This is a genomic window from Thermosynechococcus sp. HN-54, assembly GCF_023650955.1.
GTDB lineage: Bacteria > Cyanobacteriota > Cyanobacteriia > Thermosynechococcales > Thermosynechococcaceae > Thermosynechococcus.
In genome coordinates this window covers 2,536,461-2,551,955 of record NZ_CP098039.1, presented here as the reverse complement: position 1 = coordinate 2,551,955, position 15,495 = coordinate 2,536,461, and the positions used below count along the sequence as shown (strand labels likewise).

The following is a 15,495-nucleotide window of genomic DNA, read 5'->3' as shown; positions in this document are numbered from 1 at the left end:
AGAATGTTCTCCCACATCAATGAGAACCAACAACCCCAGATGGTGGATATTAGCGAGAAGACCGTGAGCGATCGCCGGGCGGTGGCGGAAGCCCTCATTGAATTGCCGCCCGTCTTTCAGGCCTATGTGCAGGGGGGGGAGCTCTTTCTCAAGAAAGGGCCTGTGGTACAAACGGCGATTATTGCTGGCACAATGGCGGTAAAACGCACTGCCGAGGCGATTCCCTTTTGTCATTCGCTGCCGATTACCAGTTGTCGTTTTGAGACCGACATTGAGTCTCTAGAGAGTGGCTTACGAATTCGCCTGCGCTGTGAAGTCAAAACCCGCGATCGCACCGGTGTGGAAATGGAAAGCCTGCATGGAGTGACCATTGCAGCCCTGACAATTTATGACATGTGCAAAGCCCTCAGCCCCCACATTGTGATTCGAGAGGTGCGCCTCCTAGCCAAAAGTGGTGGCAAGAAAACCCTCGGCCAATATCCCCTCTACGGCCTGGTGCTCACGGGCGGCCAAAGTCAGCGGATGGGACAGGACAAAGCCCTTCTCGACTATTACGGCCAACCCCATGCCCAATACCTCTACAATTTGTTGGGGCAATACTGCGAACAGGTCTTTCTCTCGGCGCAACCCAACCAATGGCAGGGGACTCCGCTAGCCGAGCTGCCCACCCTTGCAGATACCCTTCCCCAGATCGGACCCATTGCCGGCATCTTAACCGCCTTGCGTGCCTATCCCGAAGTGAACTGGCTGGTGGTGGCCTGTGACCTACCCTATTTGACTCCAGAAACCCTTGCCCCGCTGTTGCAGCACTACCGCGAAGATGTGGTGGCCACCTGCTATCATCATCCCCAAGAAGGTTTCCCAGAGCCGCTGTGTGCCATTTATACCCCCCAAGCTCTGCCGGTATTTGAAGCTGCCTATGCAGAAGGCATCTACTGCCCTGTGAAAATTCTCCAGCGATCGCCCTGCCAAGGGATTACGCCGCCACAGCCAAGGATTACTGCCAATATCAACACCCCTGAAGACTATCTGGAAGCCCTACACCATGTCCGACGCCCCTAAAACCATTCATCTACGCTACTTTGCCCAGTTGCGGGAGCAAAGCCAACGGGAAGAGGAGGAGCGAGTGACCACCGCCCAAACCTATAGCGAGCTATACCAAGAGCTAAAAGTGCAGTACGGGTTTACCCTTGATCTCAGCCACATTAAAGTTGCGGCCAATGATAGGTTCGTGACCCTAGATCAGCCCATTAAAACAGGGGATAGCGTCGTATTTATCCCTCCTGTCGCTGGGGGTTAATTCACCGATGGTTCTCCAGCAGTTTTCCCTAACCAACACTCCCTTGGAGCCAGCCCAACTCTGGCAGCCCCTTGCCAACTTGAGTGCCGGTGCCTTTGTTAGCTTTGAGGGTTGGGTGCGCAATCACAACCACGGCAAGATTGTGACTAGCCTCGAATATGAGGTCTATCCCGCTTTGGCTCTCAAGGAAGGGGAGCAGATTCTCACAGAAGCGATTGAGAAATTTGACTTGCTGGGGGCGATCGCCAGCCATCGTTACGGCAAACTGAGCCTAGGGGAGATTGCTGTGTGGGTAGGAGTTACGGCGTCTCATCGCCAACAAGCCTTTGCGGGTGCGGCCTACATCATTGACGAGATCAAACACCGCCTCCCCATTTGGAAGAAAGAATACTATCTAGATGAACCAGCCACTTGGGTGTACTGCCGTGAGCATCACCATGATAGTCCGTTTTAGGATGCAAGATGATTTCCATGGTGGCGATCGCCCACCCTTGGATGTGGGCGCGGATTTTTCGATGAAGGTGATGATAGTGCGAAGCGTTGGGTCTGTACTGTAGCGAGGTGCTTAAATGAGAAGGGTTTCTCATCACAGCCTATCGAACCAGTGCAATGAAAGAAGGAGAACTACTAACTCTACTAACTTTTTACCTTCCAGTAGTCCTGTCCGCATCGCCTTTGAAACCATAGCCCCCTAAGTTCATAGTGTTTGCTGTAGTAAATGCTGGATAACAATTAAAGTTATCAACACCAACCTTTTCGCGTTTACTGTTGACCTTGATTATGGCTCAGCAACCTACCTACGATCCCCCCACCCCATCTCGCAAATGTGCACTATGTGTTGGTCTATCGCTCTGCCCAAGACCCCGATCGCCTGCTCAAATCCATCATAAACTTCTCAAGGGTACTGCCACGATAGCGTAGCTTAGGGGTACGGGGAATTGCAGTTCTGTCCTTGAGACGCAGACGATAATCGACAGCATGGTTCTCACCTACGAGTACCGCATCCAACCGAACAACCACCAAGAAGCCCTACTCTTAAAGTGGCTAGAGCCGCGGCGGCGACACTGGAACTCCTGCTGGCGACAAAGACTCGATTGGTTACATCGCACTCGCTGCTTCATTGACCGATGCTCTTTGGTCTCTCAACCCATTGGTGAGATTCCTGAATGTCCAAACTACTATTCTCAATTGGCACAACTGAAACAGACGAAAGAATTATTTCCTGAATACAAGGAGATTTATCATGAGGTACAACAACAGAACTGACTCAGGTTAGAGAAGGCATGACAGCGTTGGCTATTTCCTGATGCCACTGGCAAACGGGGTGGCACACCCAAGTTTAAGAAAGCAGGGGAACTCCGCTCATTCACGTTCCCAAGAGTCAACTGTCCAAAAACGGGTGTGCACATCACGGGACAGACCATCAAGCTGAGCAAGATAGGCGAGATGACCATCACTTTGCCAGAGGGATTTACGCCCAAAACCTGTACTGTCGTCCAGAAAGCGGATGGCTGCTATGTGTGTGTCACGCTAGAAGACAAGACTGTACCTACGCCTGTTCCCAAGGATAAATCCGAGATCAAAAGCGCCACTGGCATTGACTTGGGGTTGAACAGTTTCTTGGTGAGCGCTCAAGGAGAAGAAGTCTCTCCTCCGAAGTTTTATCGGCGGTCGCAGCGAGTATTAGCCAGAAGACAAAGGCAACTGAGCCGCAAGCAGAAAGGGGCTGCCAACTCTCAGAAGTCACGCGCAAAGGTATCCAGACTGCATTTGCGCATCAAGCAGCAAAGAAAAGATTTTCACTACAAGGAGGCCTAGCAACTATGCCGAACATACGACCTGATCGGGGGGGAAGACCTGACCCTCCGAGGGCTGGCCGGGAGCAAGCTAATCGATCTTGGATGCAGCCTTGGGTCAGTTCCTCACCATTTTGGCAGCAGTGGCAGTCTGTGGCGGCTTAGGGGTTGCCCAGCCTGTGAAGCACGAAAGTCCGATAGCGATGTTGGAAGCTTTCACGATACCTTGAGGTTAGTGAAGGAGAATGTCACGCATTGCCAAACTATTTTCCCCAGTGTAGAAAGTTCGGGGTACTCCTCGGATCATTTGACTCCGCTTTTCAAACTTTCTTCATTGAGAAATGAAATCTTCTTGGTGAACGTAGCGCGCTCCAGCAAATACCTCACGGGTGGTGCGGCTATACCAATTGCGAAATGAGGGTCGCTTGAGAATGGGGCGGGTCCAGTGACTACCGCCCTTGAGGACAAAATGCTCGCCATCAAAGTAGGGCGCAGAATAGCCCCGGTAGGGATAGCTCTGGAACCCCGGATAGGGGGCAAAGGGACTTTGAGTCCACTCCCACACGTAGCCCCTATGCAAGAGTCCCTGCTGAGCAGCAATTTCCCACTCCCGTTCACTGGGGAGGCGTTTGCCTTGGAAATGGCCGTAGGCTTCGGCTTCGTAGAAACTGAGTCCCCACATGGGTAAATCTAGGTTCTCAGGAATAGGGTAAAACGGTGAGGTAATTTCCTCTGCTTCTCGCCATTCCCAACCACTGCTAGACCACCATTCCCGCCGATGATAACCACCCGCTTCAACAAAGGTGAGAAATTCCCGCCACGTCAGCGGTGCCGCATCAATCGTAAAAGGAAGCAGCTCCACACTCTGGACTGGCTGCTCGTTATCAAGGGCTAAGAGGTCTTCACTGCCAATGACATAGCCCCCAGCGGGAATCCGTTGGTGATCCTGCGGCAGTAATAGGTTAGGGGGTAATGTGGTGAAAATCCCCTGCATCGCCAGCACCATTTGCATCGTTTCCGTGTGCTGGGCTTCATGCTGCAAAATCCACCACCAGAGACGGACTTCCCGTTGCCACTGCTCGTCGGTGAGGCTGTGGAGGCGATCGCCCGTGCGTTGGCGAATCTCTGCTAGGTAGTCCAGTAATTGGCTGCGCGATGGTAAGTATTGTCGTTCTACCTTGGGGCGGCCATCAGCGGCATACCAATAGCGATCGCGATCGCTAGGCCCTGAACCTTCAGGCAATAGCCAAAAGGCTTCTGTGTAGCCAATGTGTCCCAAATGCCAGCCCACAGGGCTATAGAGGGGATGGGGCTGTGCACAAAGAGCCACCTCGCTCAACTCAGCAACTAACTGGAGTGTAAATTTCCGCTGGTGCTGAAGGGCTTGCCAAAGGGCTTCCCGGTCAAAGGGATTCAAGGGGGTTGAGGTCTCAGAAGGGATAAATCTCTGGTTCACTCTGCAAACTCATCAACAGCAGTTTATTTTCGGGTAAAGGATACCACTCCGTTTGCCGATCTACCGGCTCTGAGGTGAGTTGAATTTTTTCGGCATCCTGACTCCAGTAGAGTGTCGGCGGTGGGGTGCCACGGGAACAGCGGGTGGCCAAGATATACATGCCATCGGTGAGAATCATGGCGACACTGACACTGGTACGCGCGGCCTGCGCCAAGGAAAAGACAATTTGCAGCGTCTGCCGCAGCACCATGACTGGTGACAGTTGCGGATTCAAGACCAATCCATTGCAAAAGAGGGCAAAGAGGTGCTCAGAATCTGTAGAGCCTTCTATGATGTTGTAACAAATATCCGACAGACGATCGCGCATGGGGCGGTAGAGGGTTTGGCGAAAGTTTTCGATAAAGCCGTTGTGCACCCCCAACCAGCGTCCCCAGCGAAAGGGCTGTGTATTCGTCATCTGCACCGGTTGCCCCGGTGTGGCACTACGGACATTGGCCAAGAAGCAGGCAGATTCAATATAGCGGCTCAAATGCTCAGTAAAGTTGACATCATGCCACATGGGAATCGTTTGCCGATAGAGAAAGGGGGGAATATCTTGGCGAGCCGCATACCACCCCACCCCAAAGCCATCAGCATTCAGGAGTCCCGCCGTCATTTCCTGCGGTTGATAACTTTGCACCAGTAGCGAGTGGGGAGCGTCCACCAAGGCATGGGCAAGGGACGCTTTGCGCCCCATATAGGCATAGAGACGACACATAGATTAACATGCAAAGTTGATCAGAAAAGGGTTGTACCGTTGATTCTAGCTTCCATCAAAGGAGGTTTCGGGGAACCTCTGTCCAGTTTGAGGGCTGGCGGCGACGCTTGCTAAAGTGATTAGGAAAGATTGAGGGTCAATGACCTAGAATGAACCCGACGGATTCCCTAGAAGACGATTTTCCCGATGTAGAAGCAATGGTGCCCCCTGAGCAGTCCCAAAGCTTGGGGCGATCGCAAATTCAGCGTACCCTTGTCATTACGGAAACGGCCTTCCTTGCCAGTACCGCTGCCCTGCTGTGGGTGATTAACTTTTATTTACCCATTGGTCCAGTCTTGCGCCTGTTTTTTCCTATTCCCATTGCGTTGGTTTATTTACGCTGGAACCGCCGCGCCGCTTGGATAGCGGCCATTGTCAGTGCGCTGCTCCTTTCTGTGTTGATGGGGCCACCCCGCAGTCTGCAATTTCTCTTGCCCCACGGCATTATGGGGGTCATTTTTGGCGGCTGTTGGGCCAAAAAAGAAGGCTGGGGACGCTCCATCTTCAGTGGCGCAGTGATTGGCACCGCAGGATTTTTCTTTCAGATTAGTCTTGTATCCATTCTGCTTGGGGAAAACCTCTGGATTTACTTCAATCAGCAGGTCACGAATTTTATTGATTGGGTACTGGTCAATCTAAATTTGCTGCTGGAGACAACGGTGACTCTGATCCAAGTTGTGGCACTGCTACTTGTCTTTTTCCAGTCCACGGTTTATGCCTTAGTGGTGCATATTTTGGCATGGACACTGTTGGAGCGATTGGGCAATCCGATTCCAGATCCGCCCCCGTGGCTGCGCACGATCCTTGAAGACCCCCGCTAGATCCTTTCGAGACAACGGCGCTGATAGAGGGCTTGGGGGGTGGCACTGCCGGTACAAAACAGCGTCGTTTTTAATTCCTCAAGGATAAAGTTAATGCGTTGGGCGAGTGTATCCTCTGATTGATGGGCTGCCTGCAAAAAGGGTCGCGCTAACCCTGCGAGGCCGGCGCCAAGGGCGATCGCCTTGGCCACATCAAGACCATTTTTAAGCCCGCCAGAAGCAATTAGAGGGGTATTTGGCAGAGCAGTATGAATTTGCTCAAGGGACTGAGCCGTAGGAATACCCCATTCGGCAAAGGCCTCTCCGAGATACTGTTGACGGGCATCTTGGGCACGCGCCGCTTCTACTTTTGCCCAGGAGGTGCCCCCCGCCCCCGCCACATCAATGGCTGCCACACCCACCTCCACGAGTTGCTTGGCCACATCGGCACTGATACCATTGCCCACTTCCTTCACAATCACAGGCACCGGTAGGGCACGACAGAGAACGCCAATTTTGGTTAACAGTCCCTTAAAGTTGCGATCGCCCCCCGTTTGGACAGCCTCTTGCAGGGGATTGAGGTGCAAAATCAGGGCATTCGCCTCTAGAAGATCGATAATCCTTTGGCATTCAGTGACGCCACAGCCATAGTTCAACTGCACTGCGCCAAGATTGGCCAAGAGGGGAATGGTGGGTGCCTCTTGACGAATGGCAAACGTTGTCGCCACCTCTGGATGCTCCAACAGCACTCGTTGGGAACCGACGCCCATGGCAATTCCCTTGTGCTGCGCCACCCGTGCTAAACGGCGATTGATGTCTCCCGCTTCGGGTGTACCACCCGTCATGGAGGAAATCAGCAGGGGAGCGGCAAGTCGCCAGCCCAAAAACTCGACAGTCAGATCAATCTCGGCAAAGTCCAGTTCGGGCAGGGCACAATGGCGAAAGTGATACTTCTCGAAACCGGTTGTAATTTCCTGATTACTGACATCGCCCTCAATACAAAGCTGGAGGTGCTCGGCCTTGCGCTGCTCAATGGGACTGCTCACCACTCGTGTTCCTAAAGTTGGGCTGCACCAACATTATAGGAGGCAAGGCTCTGATGGTTTTTGCGCTGCTTAGCGGAGAACGGTGGGCAATCTTAACCCTGTCGCCAACAATTTCAGGCCATTGGCCGCTGCATCGCGATAGCGGAGCTGACCACAGAGAATTTGACCCATGCGTCGCAGGGCACTGGGACGTTTGATGGCCACTTCATAGGCAGTGTGGGGCATCTGATAAAAAAGAGTGGCAAGACGTTTTGCCCAAACCATATCGGCTCCCCATTCCTGCTGCACTTGACGCGAGTAACTTGCCAACGCTTCTGAATCTCCATTGAGGGCGCGATCAATGGCTTGGGCGGCCAACATCCCAGTCAACAGCGAGGGACGAATGCCTTCGGCAGTAAACGGATCAACAATACAGGCGGCTTCCCCGGCAATGAGAGCATTTTGGGTATGCAGGCGCTGGTGCCGCTGCCAACAATAGAGGGGGTGGCCGTAGACCTTGACTTGACTGAAATCAACCCCAAAGGTTTCAGCATACGCTGTCCCGATCGCCCGAAGATTTTGTTTGCGCTCTAGGGAAAATGTGCCCACGCCAATCGAGTAGCCATCCCGTTTAGGAAAGTTCCAAATGTAGCCATTGTGAATGCGACCAAAGTCAAAGTGGGCTGCCCTCAGGGAATGATTGGGCATGGCTGCTTCAACCTCAATGGCTGCTCCTATACGCTGCTGACGATGCTCGAATCCCAACCACTTGGCCATTGAACCTTTGGCACCATCACAGCCAATGAGATACTGCGCTGTGAAATCCCCCTTGGGCGTATGCACCCGCCAGCGATCGCCCCCCCAGGTCAGACCTGTGACTGGGGTTTGAGCCTCTACTTGTGCCCCCTGTTGCTGCGCCTGCTGAATCAGAAAATAATCAAACACGTCTCGGCGCACCATCCAAACGGCTTGCTCTGGGGGCAGTTCCAGTACTTGTGCCTCTCCACCCTGCCATGTACAGACCATTTGCGTCAGCTTCAGGGAGATAGCCGGACTAAAGTCAAAGTCAAACCAAGCTTGCACTTGGGGCGACACACCCCCCCCACAGGGCTTGTAGCGGGGCAAGCTTTCCTTTTCCAGAACCAACACCTGATGGCCTCGCTTGGCCAAGTGATAGGCAGCTGCCCCGCCCGCAGGGCCTGAACCAACAACAATACAGTCGTACACCACAGGGTCACTCCTCAGTTGCTCTGCGCAGATGCTCAAAAAATAGCAGAAATCACCTACGAGAAGCTGATCTGACTGGATTCGTAGTTCGGCGGTTCAACCTGGATGACAATGCGAGCCGGTCCATAGCGGTCTTGCAGCAGGGCTTCAATTTGCTCAGTAATGTCATGGGCAGTGGGAATATCTTCGGCCTCGACGATAAGGTGCATCTCAATAAATACTTGGCGTCCCACTATGCCCCGCGAGCTAATGTCGTGGCAATTGACCACCCCTGGCACTGTCATCACCAGTTCATGAATCGCTTCTGGGGCGATCGCCACCTCATCCACCAACCAAGGAATGTTATGCTTGAGGACTTCCCAAGCACTCCAAAAGACGAGAGCCGCAACTGGAAATGCCAGCACCACATCTAACCAATCCCAGTTGAACGTCCAAACCCCAATCAGCCCCAAGAGAACAATAATCGTGGTCCAAACATCACTCAGGGTATGCTTGGCATCAGCAATCAAAACCGAATTATTGAGCTTGTGCCCCATGTGGTGCTCATAGAGGGTAAGGCCAATATTCATGCCAAGAACGAGGATCACAATCCATAGTTCTGCCCCTGTAATCGTCACCGCACTGCTTTTATGCAGCAGGCGCTCAACCGCACTTTGTAATATCTCAAAGCACACCATGCCCAAGAAGGCGGCAATCCCCAATGCGCCCAAAGCTTCAAACTTTTGGTGGCCGTAGGGATGGTCGCGATCGGGATGGGGATTCGCCCACTGCATGGCCACTAAGCCCAAGATGCTACTACCGGCATCGGTCAGACTATGTAGGGCATCAGCCTGCAAACTGAGGGAATGACTGAGAACCCCGACAACCGCCTTAATGACGGTCAGGGCAACATTGACCCCTAGCACCAAGAGCAATACCCATTGGGCTTGTCGGCGGTGGTCGGCCACGGTGATTACCTAACTGAGTGAACTTAAGGATTAGCTGTCTGGGGGGGACGCGCTGATTGGGTGTTGCGTCGCTCTGCTAGGATGCGTTCATTGAGAACCGCTAACGCTCGTGTAAATTGAGGATCGCGATCGGTGGCAATGTCATCGCGAGTCAGTTGTTGGCGCTGCTGCTCAGTGAGGGTAACTTCAATATCGGGTTCAATGCCCTTCTTGTTAATATCGCGGCCACTGGGGGTAAAGTATTTGGCGATCGTCACCGCAATGCCTGCCCCTTCACCTACCGGCTGCACGGACTGCACCAAGCCTTTCCCAAAGGTGCGGGTTCCCACCAATACTGCGCGGTTATTATCCTGGAGAGCACCCGCTAAGATTTCACTGGCACTTGCAGACCCGCCATCAATCAGCACCACCAGGGGTTTACTGGTCAAGAAACCACGACCCGCGCGTAAGCGCTCTGCTTCCCCTTGGCGGTTGACCGTGGAGACAATATCTCCCTGTGGTAGAAACATACGGGCAATTTCGGCACTGGCAAAGAGCAGTCCCCCCGGGTTGGAGCGCAAATCTAGAATATAGCCTTCGACGCCTTGCTTCTCTAGATCGCGAATGGCTGCGCGCATTTCCGCCGCCGCATTGGAGCTAAAGGTGACAAGACGAATATAGCCAACAGGGCCCTGGGGGGTTTGGCGCAAACTGTGGCGAACGGGATGAATTTCAATGCGGGCACGGGTGATCTCGTAGTTCAAGATTTGATCGCCCCGCTGGATGGTTAAGCGCACCTTTGTATTCACAGGGCCACGGATCATGCTGACGGCTTGGTTGAGATCCATGCCCTTAGTGGATTTGCCGTCAATTTTTAGGATCACATCCTTGGCCATTAGACCCATCTCAGCGGCTGGACTCCCTTCAATGGGGGAAACCACCGTGATTTCTTTGGTCTTTTCGTCTTGGGTAATGGTGATGCCTACCCCCGTGAGTTCACCAGAGGTTTCAATTTGCATGGAGCGAAACTGCTCCGGATCCATAAAGCGGGTGTAGGGGTCATTGAGCTTCTCGAGCATTTCCCGTGCCGCTTTGTAAGCATCCTCGGGTTTGGTGTAGTTCCGCGAGAGAAATTCCCGCCGCACGGCACGCCAGTCATTGCCATTGAAGGTGGCATCCACGTACTCACGGTCAATGACCTGCCACACTTCATCCACCAGTTCCTTAGGACTTTGGCGAAAACCCGCTAAACTACGGGACCAGTGCAGACCCGCACCCGTGACAGCCACCAATGCCGTCATGACGACTGTCGTACTGACAACGAGCGTGCGGTGTGTGATTCCCATATGATTCGTCCTAAATTGTCGATCCTTTAGCCTACGCCCAATCTAGCACAAAGACTTGCCTTGGCCGTTGGCGATCGCAAGCTAAGTTTTCCGACGCTCAGCAGGCTCAAAAAGTGCCTAAATCCCCAGTTGCTGGCGAATGCAGTAGCTGACACTCTCGTCCAGAACCCGCTGTGCTTGCTGCTGGCGAGGTGACTGGGGTTGACCACCATTGGGATCAAGGGTCTGAAAGTCGGCGTAGCTCACCCGCTGTTGTAGGTAGTTAATAGAGCACTGACAAATGTTATTCATCATTGAACGGGGGACAAGGGGCGCCGATCGCCGGCCACGCTCAATACACGTCCCCATGAAACTACTCACCGCCACTTGGGGATAGGGTTGGGGAAGGGCACCTGCTGGCAGTGTCAGGCTAGTGGCTAAGCCGCTACTAATTAGGATTAAAGAGAATAATTTCATAAGTAATAGGCGCTTACGCTAAAACCTCCTTGTCATACCCTAGGACGCCCTTTTTCATGCAAAAAGTTTCAATCAGTAAAGGCGCGATCGTAGGCTGCATTGGAACCCACGAGCATTGAGCCAATCCCCGAATCGGTAAAAATTTCCAGTAATAGGGCGTGGGGCACCCGGCCATCAATAATGTGCGCTGCCTTGACCCCCTGAGCAAGCGATCGCACGCAACAGGTGACCTTAGGAATCATCCCGCCAGAGACAACCCCCTCTTTAATTAATCGGCGGGCTTCGGCAATATCAAGGCGATAAATGAGGGTACTGGGATCACGATAATCCCGCAAAATGCCTGCGGTATCCGTCAGTAAAATCAGCTTCTCAGCCCCCAAGGCCGCTGCAATCTCGCCAGCAACTGTATCGGCATTGATGTTGTAGGCTTGCCCTCTCTCATCAGCAGCCACACTGGAGATGACGGGAATGTACCCTTTGTCCACAAGGGCGCTGATCACACGGGTATCCACTCCCTGTACTTCACCCACAAAGCCAATGCTCTCTTCCCCTTGGGCACGAGCGCGAATCAAATTGCCATCTTTGCCACACAGCCCGACCGCTTGTCCGCCTGCCCGATTGATCAGCGTCACAATTTCCTTGTTGACCCGACCCACCAAAACCATCTCCACCACATCCATCGTGGCTGCATCGGTGACACGCAACCCATTTTTGAATTGTGGCTCGATGTTGAGTTTGCCCAGCCACGTATTGATTTCAGGGCCACCGCCGTGGACAACCACCGGGCGAATCCCCACATAGGAGAGAAAGACAATATCGCGAATCACGGAATCTTTGAGGTGTTCCTCCTTCATAGCGGCGCCGCCGTATTTGACCACAAATGTCCGTCCGGCAAAGGCCTGGAGATAAGGCAGGGCTTCACTGAGAACACGAACGCGATCGCTATCGCTGAGCATAGAAGTCTCTCTCGTCAGGCTAAAAACCTAAACAGGGGTCAATGGGGGGCTTCGCAGAGGGGGGTTCCTTTTCAGCAGCGATCGCCAGACGGGCAGCCAACACTGCCGCATAATCACGAATCAGCGACCAAATCAGCGGCGCCAGCCAGCCCCGCAACATCACGGAGCAGGAAATCTGACTCCCACAGACCGTTGATTCTAAACGATAGGTCACCCGTTCCTCTACCCCCGGCAAGACCAAAATGCGTATACTCAACAGTTTCCCCGGTGATACCCGTTCGACAAAAATCTGAATCGGCCACGGAATCCAACGGGTCATGGCTTGGAAAATAAACCCTGGCTTGGGTACAAGTCCGTAGGGCACATTCGTGCGCAAAATCAAAGGATGCCACGACACATCGGCCAAATTCACCACTTTGCGCCAGATCAAATCCACCGATGCAGAGCTAAGGGCTTGATAGGTGCCTGCCAACAGCCAACTGTAGGTCATTTGCTGTTTTTTCTTTTGTTGACGACGGCGATCGGCCACAGTCTCGTTACCCTGCTATTCCTGACGATTTGGATACCACGAAAGAATAAATAATCGTCTGAACCCTTTATTGATCCAAGAGCCTTATCTATATTAGAACGGAATTTTCCGAGCAGGAGTTTCGTAACCCTCTGTAACGATTATTTTTCTAAACGCACGGCATACCACTGAAGGTAGCCACCATTGGGTAATTGCAGTTCACAACCCGTTGTCATGAGGTAGTGGGCACGACTTTCCACATCGGGCAAAGCAAGCAGATCCGGCGTTAGGGAAACATCGGTTCCTGTTAAATACTCCACCAGCTTGGCCTGTAGCTCCATCGGCGTGAGAAATGTCTCATCGCTGGCAGTGGATTCGAGGACAACGTACATCTCTTCTGTAAACATGATTAAGTGTTGCGAGCGTTACCTCTATCTAGATTGACATTTCTTCTATTTCTCCACCAAGGCTCCCCTCTTACTGGGGGGGAGCGCAAACATCTGGACAGCATATACGTTTCCCCGTGCTGGGTTCACAGCAATCCCAAAACCAAAACGGGTAAATTCAGGATGAAGAATATTTTGGCGATGCCCCTCACTGGACATCCAGCCTTTTTGGAAGCGCTCAATCAGCTTATAGTTGAGCACCAATCCGGGGGTGCCTTTCTGCTCCATGAGATTTTCACCCACCCCACCGCGACCGCCTAGAGCGATAAAGCGATCCATTGGCGATTCCCCTTCTGGATTGACATGGCTGAAATACTGGCGCTTGAGCATATCCTCAGCATGTCGTTGTGCGGCCTCTGTAAGTAACTCATCGGCAACAAGGGGCGGCAGGCTATTGAGCTGGCGATCGCGATTCACCAATTGCAGGGCAAAGACCCGTATTTCCGCAAGGGAGCGTTTCGGCTGAGCAGCAATGACATCCACTTGGGGAGCACCAATTTGCCAGTCTTGCCCCCCTTGGCCGTTGTTCAAGTAAGAATACTCCTTGGCTGCTGCAAGGGCAATGCCGAGCATTACGGTAACGTACAAGAAGATCTGTAGGCGCTGCTGATTGAGGTGGCGGCCAGCCATGGCTGAGAAGATTGTTCATCTATTGTCAGTGTACGCGAGCAAGTGCGGAATCCCCTACATTTTCTGCCATTGCCCTCAGCTTGTTTTCCACAGTATTGTGAACAATGGCTTGAAGTCTGCCAAGTTTGCAGTCCCTCAATCATTACCTCCAAGTTACTAAAGGATAGCCACCCATGGCAAAATTAGTCGCATTTCATGAAGAGTCCCGGCGATCGCTCGAACGCGGAATTAATGCCCTTGCCGATGCCGTGAAAATTACCCTTGGCCCCAAAGGGCGCAACGTGGTGCTTGAGAAAAAGTATGGCGCACCGCAAATTGTCAACGATGGTGTAACGATCGCCAAGGAAATCGAACTGGAAGATGCCTACGAAAATACCGGCGCCCAACTGATTCGGGAAGTGGCCGCCAAAACCAATGATGTCGTCGGCGATGGCACAACCACTGCTACCCTCCTTGCCCAAGCCCTGATCCGTGAAGGCATGAAAAACGTGGCTGCCGGCGCCAACCCCATTGCCCTCAAACGCGGCATGGAAAAAGCGATCAAAACCATTGTTGAGGGCATTGCCGAAGTGGCCAAACCCGTTGAAGGGGACATGATTGCCCAAGTAGCGAGTGTCTCAGCCGGTAATGACCCCGAAGTGGGAGCCATGATTGGTGAAGCCATGGCCAAAGTGGGCAAAGATGGCGTGATCACCATTGAAGAATCGAAATCCCTGAATACAGAAATGGACATTGTCGAGGGGATGCAGTTTGATCGCGGCTACATCTCCCCCTACTTTGTCACTGATCCAGAGCGGATGATTGTCCAACTCAACAATGCCTATCTGCTCCTGACGGACAAAAAAATTACCAGCATCCAAGACCTGATTCCCACCCTAGAAAGAGTGGCTCGCAGTGGTCGTCCCCTCGTGATCATTGCTGAAGATGTGGAAGGCGAAGCCTTGGCCACACTGGTGGTGAATAAACTGCGGGGCGTCCTCAATGTTGTTGCCGTGAAAGCTCCGGCCTTTGGCGAACGCCGTAAAGCGATGCTCCAAGACATTGCCATTCTCACGGGCGGTCAAGTCATTTCTGAGGAAGTGGGACTGACCCTAGATGATGTGGAAATCACCATGCTAGGAGAAGCCGCCTCCGTCACCGTCACCAAAGACACGACCACCCTTGTGTCGGAGAAAGGCAATAAAGCCGATATTCAAAAGCGTGTCGAACAGCTCAAGAAGCAGTTGGCCGAAACCGACTCCGAATACGATAAAGAAAAGCTGCAAGAGCGCATTGCCAAGCTCGTGGGCGGTGTGGCAGTGATCAAAGTGGGGGCTGCCACCGAAACGGAATTGAAGGATCGCAAACTCCGCCTTGAAGATGCCCTCAATGCCACCAAAGCGGCAGTGGCTGAAGGGATCGTCCCCGGCGGTGGTGTGACCTTGCTTCACTTGGCCAGTCGAATTGATGCCCTGCTGCCTAGCCTCAGTCCTGAGGAACAGACCGGTGCCCGCATTGTTGCTAGTGCCTTGGCAGCGCCGGTAGCTCAAATTGCTGACAATGCTGGTGTCGAAGGAGCCGTGGTCGTGGAGAATGTCCGTGCCGGTGACTTTAACTATGGCTTTAATGCCGCAACCGGCACCTATGAAGACTTGGTCAGTGCTGGTATTATTGACCCCGCCAAAGTGGTTCGCTCTGCGCTGCAAAATGCCGGTTCGATCGCCGGCATGGTTCTCACCACTGAAGCTCTTGTGGTCGAAAAACCGAAACCGAAACCCGCAGCCCCTGCGGATGGGGGTATGGGGGGCATGGGCGGCATGATGTAGGCTCACTACCCTAATAGTTTGC

19 protein-coding genes and 1 pseudogene are annotated in these 15,495 nt (G+C 53.0%); 8 read left to right on the top strand and 12 right to left on the bottom strand.

The window, feature by feature from the left end; translation table 11 throughout:
• Window positions 1–3: 3 nt before the first annotated feature.
• Genes moaC through NBE99_RS12520 form a run of 3 tightly spaced genes read left to right on the top strand, consistent with a single transcriptional unit; the run spans window position 4 to window position 1,754 of the window.
• Entirely contained in the window at window positions 4–1,062 is a 1,059-nt protein-coding gene (moaC, locus tag NBE99_RS12530; RefSeq protein WP_250682379.1) for a cyclic pyranopterin monophosphate synthase MoaC, read from the top strand.
• Window positions 1,046–1,300 carry a MoaD/ThiS family protein gene (locus NBE99_RS12525; protein ID WP_250682378.1) on the top strand — a complete coding sequence of 85 codons (255 nt, stop codon included), beginning with the start codon at window positions 1,046–1,048 and terminating at the stop codon, window positions 1,298–1,300. The genes moaC and NBE99_RS12525 overlap by 17 nt, the downstream gene beginning before the upstream one ends.
• A gap of 7 nt (window positions 1,301–1,307) precedes the next feature.
• The gene (locus NBE99_RS12520; RefSeq protein ID WP_250682377.1) at window positions 1,308–1,754 is read left to right on the top strand and encodes a molybdenum cofactor biosynthesis protein MoaE; all 447 of its coding nucleotides are present in this window, start codon (window positions 1,308–1,310) and stop codon (window positions 1,752–1,754) included.
• 389 nt (window positions 1,755–2,143) lie between these two features.
• Here NBE99_RS12520 and NBE99_RS12515 read toward each other — a convergent pair whose 3' ends face one another.
• Window positions 2,144–2,320, bottom strand: a complete 177-nt coding sequence (locus NBE99_RS12515; RefSeq protein ID WP_250682376.1) for a hypothetical protein — start codon at window positions 2,318–2,320, stop codon at window positions 2,144–2,146.
• Between NBE99_RS12515 and NBE99_RS13375 the strand changes: the two genes are divergently transcribed.
• The 3 genes and pseudogenes from NBE99_RS13375 (at window position 2,279) to NBE99_RS13250 (ending at window position 3,326) form a co-directional block, all read left to right on the top strand.
• On the top strand, window positions 2,279–2,566 hold the full coding sequence (locus NBE99_RS13375) for a helix-turn-helix domain-containing protein (protein ID WP_315897265.1): 288 nt from the start codon (window positions 2,279–2,281) through the stop codon (window positions 2,564–2,566). The genes NBE99_RS12515 and NBE99_RS13375 overlap by 42 nt on opposite strands.
• A 117-nt stretch (window positions 2,567–2,683) precedes the next feature.
• A pseudogene (locus NBE99_RS12510) lies at window positions 2,684–3,118 on the top strand (RNA-guided endonuclease InsQ/TnpB family protein); the annotation flags it as partial.
• A 79-nt stretch (window positions 3,119–3,197) separates the two neighbouring features.
• A complete protein-coding gene (locus tag NBE99_RS13250; RefSeq protein WP_256468053.1) occupies window positions 3,198–3,326 on the top strand; it encodes a hypothetical protein in 129 nt (42 codons plus the stop codon).
• A gap of 101 nt (window positions 3,327–3,427) precedes the next feature.
• On the opposite strand, the gene NBE99_RS12505 is transcribed toward NBE99_RS13250, so the two are convergent.
• Window positions 3,428–4,552, bottom strand: coding sequence for an SUMF1/EgtB/PvdO family nonheme iron enzyme (locus NBE99_RS12505; protein ID WP_250682375.1), 1,125 nt, complete (start codon window positions 4,550–4,552; stop codon window positions 3,428–3,430).
• Entirely contained in the window at window positions 4,527–5,309 is a 783-nt protein-coding gene (egtC, locus tag NBE99_RS12500) for an ergothioneine biosynthesis protein EgtC (protein WP_250682374.1), read from the bottom strand. The genes NBE99_RS12505 and egtC overlap by 26 nt, the downstream gene beginning before the upstream one ends.
• A gap of 149 nt (window positions 5,310–5,458) precedes the next feature.
• On the opposite strand from egtC, the gene NBE99_RS12495 reads away from it, so the two are divergent.
• Window positions 5,459–6,169: a DUF2232 domain-containing protein gene (locus NBE99_RS12495; protein ID WP_250682373.1), complete on the top strand. Its 711-nt coding sequence runs from the start codon at window positions 5,459–5,461 to the stop codon at window positions 6,167–6,169.
• On the opposite strand, the gene fni is transcribed toward NBE99_RS12495, so the two are convergent.
• The 9 genes from fni to NBE99_RS12450 form a co-directional block, all read right to left on the bottom strand.
• On the bottom strand, window positions 6,166–7,194 hold the full coding sequence (fni, locus tag NBE99_RS12490; RefSeq protein ID WP_250682372.1) for a type 2 isopentenyl-diphosphate Delta-isomerase: 1,029 nt from the start codon (window positions 7,192–7,194) through the stop codon (window positions 6,166–6,168). The two genes, NBE99_RS12495 and fni, sit on opposite strands and share 4 nt — an antisense overlap.
• 69 nt (window positions 7,195–7,263) lie before the next feature.
• Window positions 7,264–8,400: a geranylgeranyl reductase family protein gene (locus tag NBE99_RS12485; protein WP_250683737.1), complete on the bottom strand. Its 1,137-nt coding sequence runs from the start codon at window positions 8,398–8,400 to the stop codon at window positions 7,264–7,266.
• 56 nt (window positions 8,401–8,456) lie between these two features.
• Window positions 8,457–9,347 (bottom strand): cation diffusion facilitator family transporter, encoded by an 891-nt coding sequence (locus NBE99_RS12480; protein WP_250682371.1) that lies wholly within the window; start codon window positions 9,345–9,347, stop codon window positions 8,457–8,459.
• 23 nt (window positions 9,348–9,370) lie between these two features.
• Window positions 9,371–10,672 (bottom strand): carboxyl-terminal processing protease CtpC, encoded by a 1,302-nt coding sequence (gene ctpC, locus NBE99_RS12475; protein ID WP_250682370.1) that lies wholly within the window; start codon window positions 10,670–10,672, stop codon window positions 9,371–9,373.
• Between the two features lie 117 nt (window positions 10,673–10,789).
• Window positions 10,790–11,128, bottom strand: a complete 339-nt coding sequence (locus NBE99_RS12470) for a hypothetical protein (protein WP_250682369.1) — start codon at window positions 11,126–11,128, stop codon at window positions 10,790–10,792.
• Window positions 11,129–11,196: 68 nt separating this feature from the next.
• Window positions 11,197–12,084 carry an acetylglutamate kinase gene (gene argB, locus NBE99_RS12465; protein WP_250682368.1) on the bottom strand — a complete coding sequence of 296 codons (888 nt, stop codon included), beginning with the start codon at window positions 12,082–12,084 and terminating at the stop codon, window positions 11,197–11,199.
• Between the two features lie 19 nt (window positions 12,085–12,103).
• On the bottom strand, window positions 12,104–12,574 hold the full coding sequence (locus tag NBE99_RS12460; RefSeq protein WP_315897344.1) for an SRPBCC family protein: 471 nt from the start codon (window positions 12,572–12,574) through the stop codon (window positions 12,104–12,106).
• A 179-nt stretch (window positions 12,575–12,753) separates the two neighbouring features.
• Window positions 12,754–12,999 (bottom strand): chlororespiratory reduction protein 7, encoded by a 246-nt coding sequence (locus tag NBE99_RS12455; RefSeq protein ID WP_250682366.1) that lies wholly within the window; start codon window positions 12,997–12,999, stop codon window positions 12,754–12,756.
• A gap of 45 nt (window positions 13,000–13,044) precedes the next feature.
• Entirely contained in the window at window positions 13,045–13,668 is a 624-nt protein-coding gene (locus tag NBE99_RS12450) for a CAP domain-containing protein (RefSeq protein ID WP_250682365.1), read from the bottom strand.
• A 173-nt stretch (window positions 13,669–13,841) separates the two neighbouring features.
• On the opposite strand from NBE99_RS12450, the gene groL reads away from it, so the two are divergent.
• Window positions 13,842–15,473: a chaperonin GroEL gene (groL, locus tag NBE99_RS12445; protein ID WP_250682364.1), complete on the top strand. Its 1,632-nt coding sequence runs from the start codon at window positions 13,842–13,844 to the stop codon at window positions 15,471–15,473.
• Window positions 15,474–15,495: the final 22 nt, after the last annotated feature.

Bases quoted from the DNA above. Each gene is read 5' to 3' on its own strand.
- moaC (WP_250682379.1), top strand. From the start codon at position 4: ATGTTCTCCCACATCAATGAGAACCAACAACCCCAGATGGTGGATATT.
- NBE99_RS12525 (WP_250682378.1), top strand. From the start codon at position 1,046: ATGTCCGACGCCCCTAAAACCATTCATCTACGCTACTTTGCCCAGTTG.
- NBE99_RS12450 (WP_250682365.1), bottom strand. From the start codon at position 13,668: ATGGCTGGCCGCCACCTCAATCAGCAGCGCCTACAGATCTTCTTGTAC.
- NBE99_RS12470 (WP_250682369.1), bottom strand. From the start codon at position 11,128: ATGAAATTATTCTCTTTAATCCTAATTAGTAGCGGCTTAGCCACTAGC.
- NBE99_RS12460 (WP_315897344.1), bottom strand. From the start codon at position 12,574: ATGACCTACAGTTGGCTGTTGGCAGGCACCTATCAAGCCCTTAGCTCT.
- argB (WP_250682368.1), bottom strand. From the start codon at position 12,084: ATGCTCAGCGATAGCGATCGCGTTCGTGTTCTCAGTGAAGCCCTGCCT.
- ctpC (WP_250682370.1), bottom strand. From the start codon at position 10,672: ATGGGAATCACACACCGCACGCTCGTTGTCAGTACGACAGTCGTCATG.
- NBE99_RS12520 (WP_250682377.1), top strand. From the start codon at position 1,308: ATGGTTCTCCAGCAGTTTTCCCTAACCAACACTCCCTTGGAGCCAGCC.
- groL (WP_250682364.1), top strand. From the start codon at position 13,842: ATGGCAAAATTAGTCGCATTTCATGAAGAGTCCCGGCGATCGCTCGAA.
- NBE99_RS12495 (WP_250682373.1), top strand. From the start codon at position 5,459: ATGAACCCGACGGATTCCCTAGAAGACGATTTTCCCGATGTAGAAGCA.
- NBE99_RS13375 (WP_315897265.1), top strand. From the start codon at position 2,279: ATGGTTCTCACCTACGAGTACCGCATCCAACCGAACAACCACCAAGAA.
- egtC (WP_250682374.1), bottom strand. From the start codon at position 5,309: ATGTGTCGTCTCTATGCCTATATGGGGCGCAAAGCGTCCCTTGCCCAT.
- NBE99_RS12455 (WP_250682366.1), bottom strand. From the start codon at position 12,999: ATGTTTACAGAAGAGATGTACGTTGTCCTCGAATCCACTGCCAGCGAT.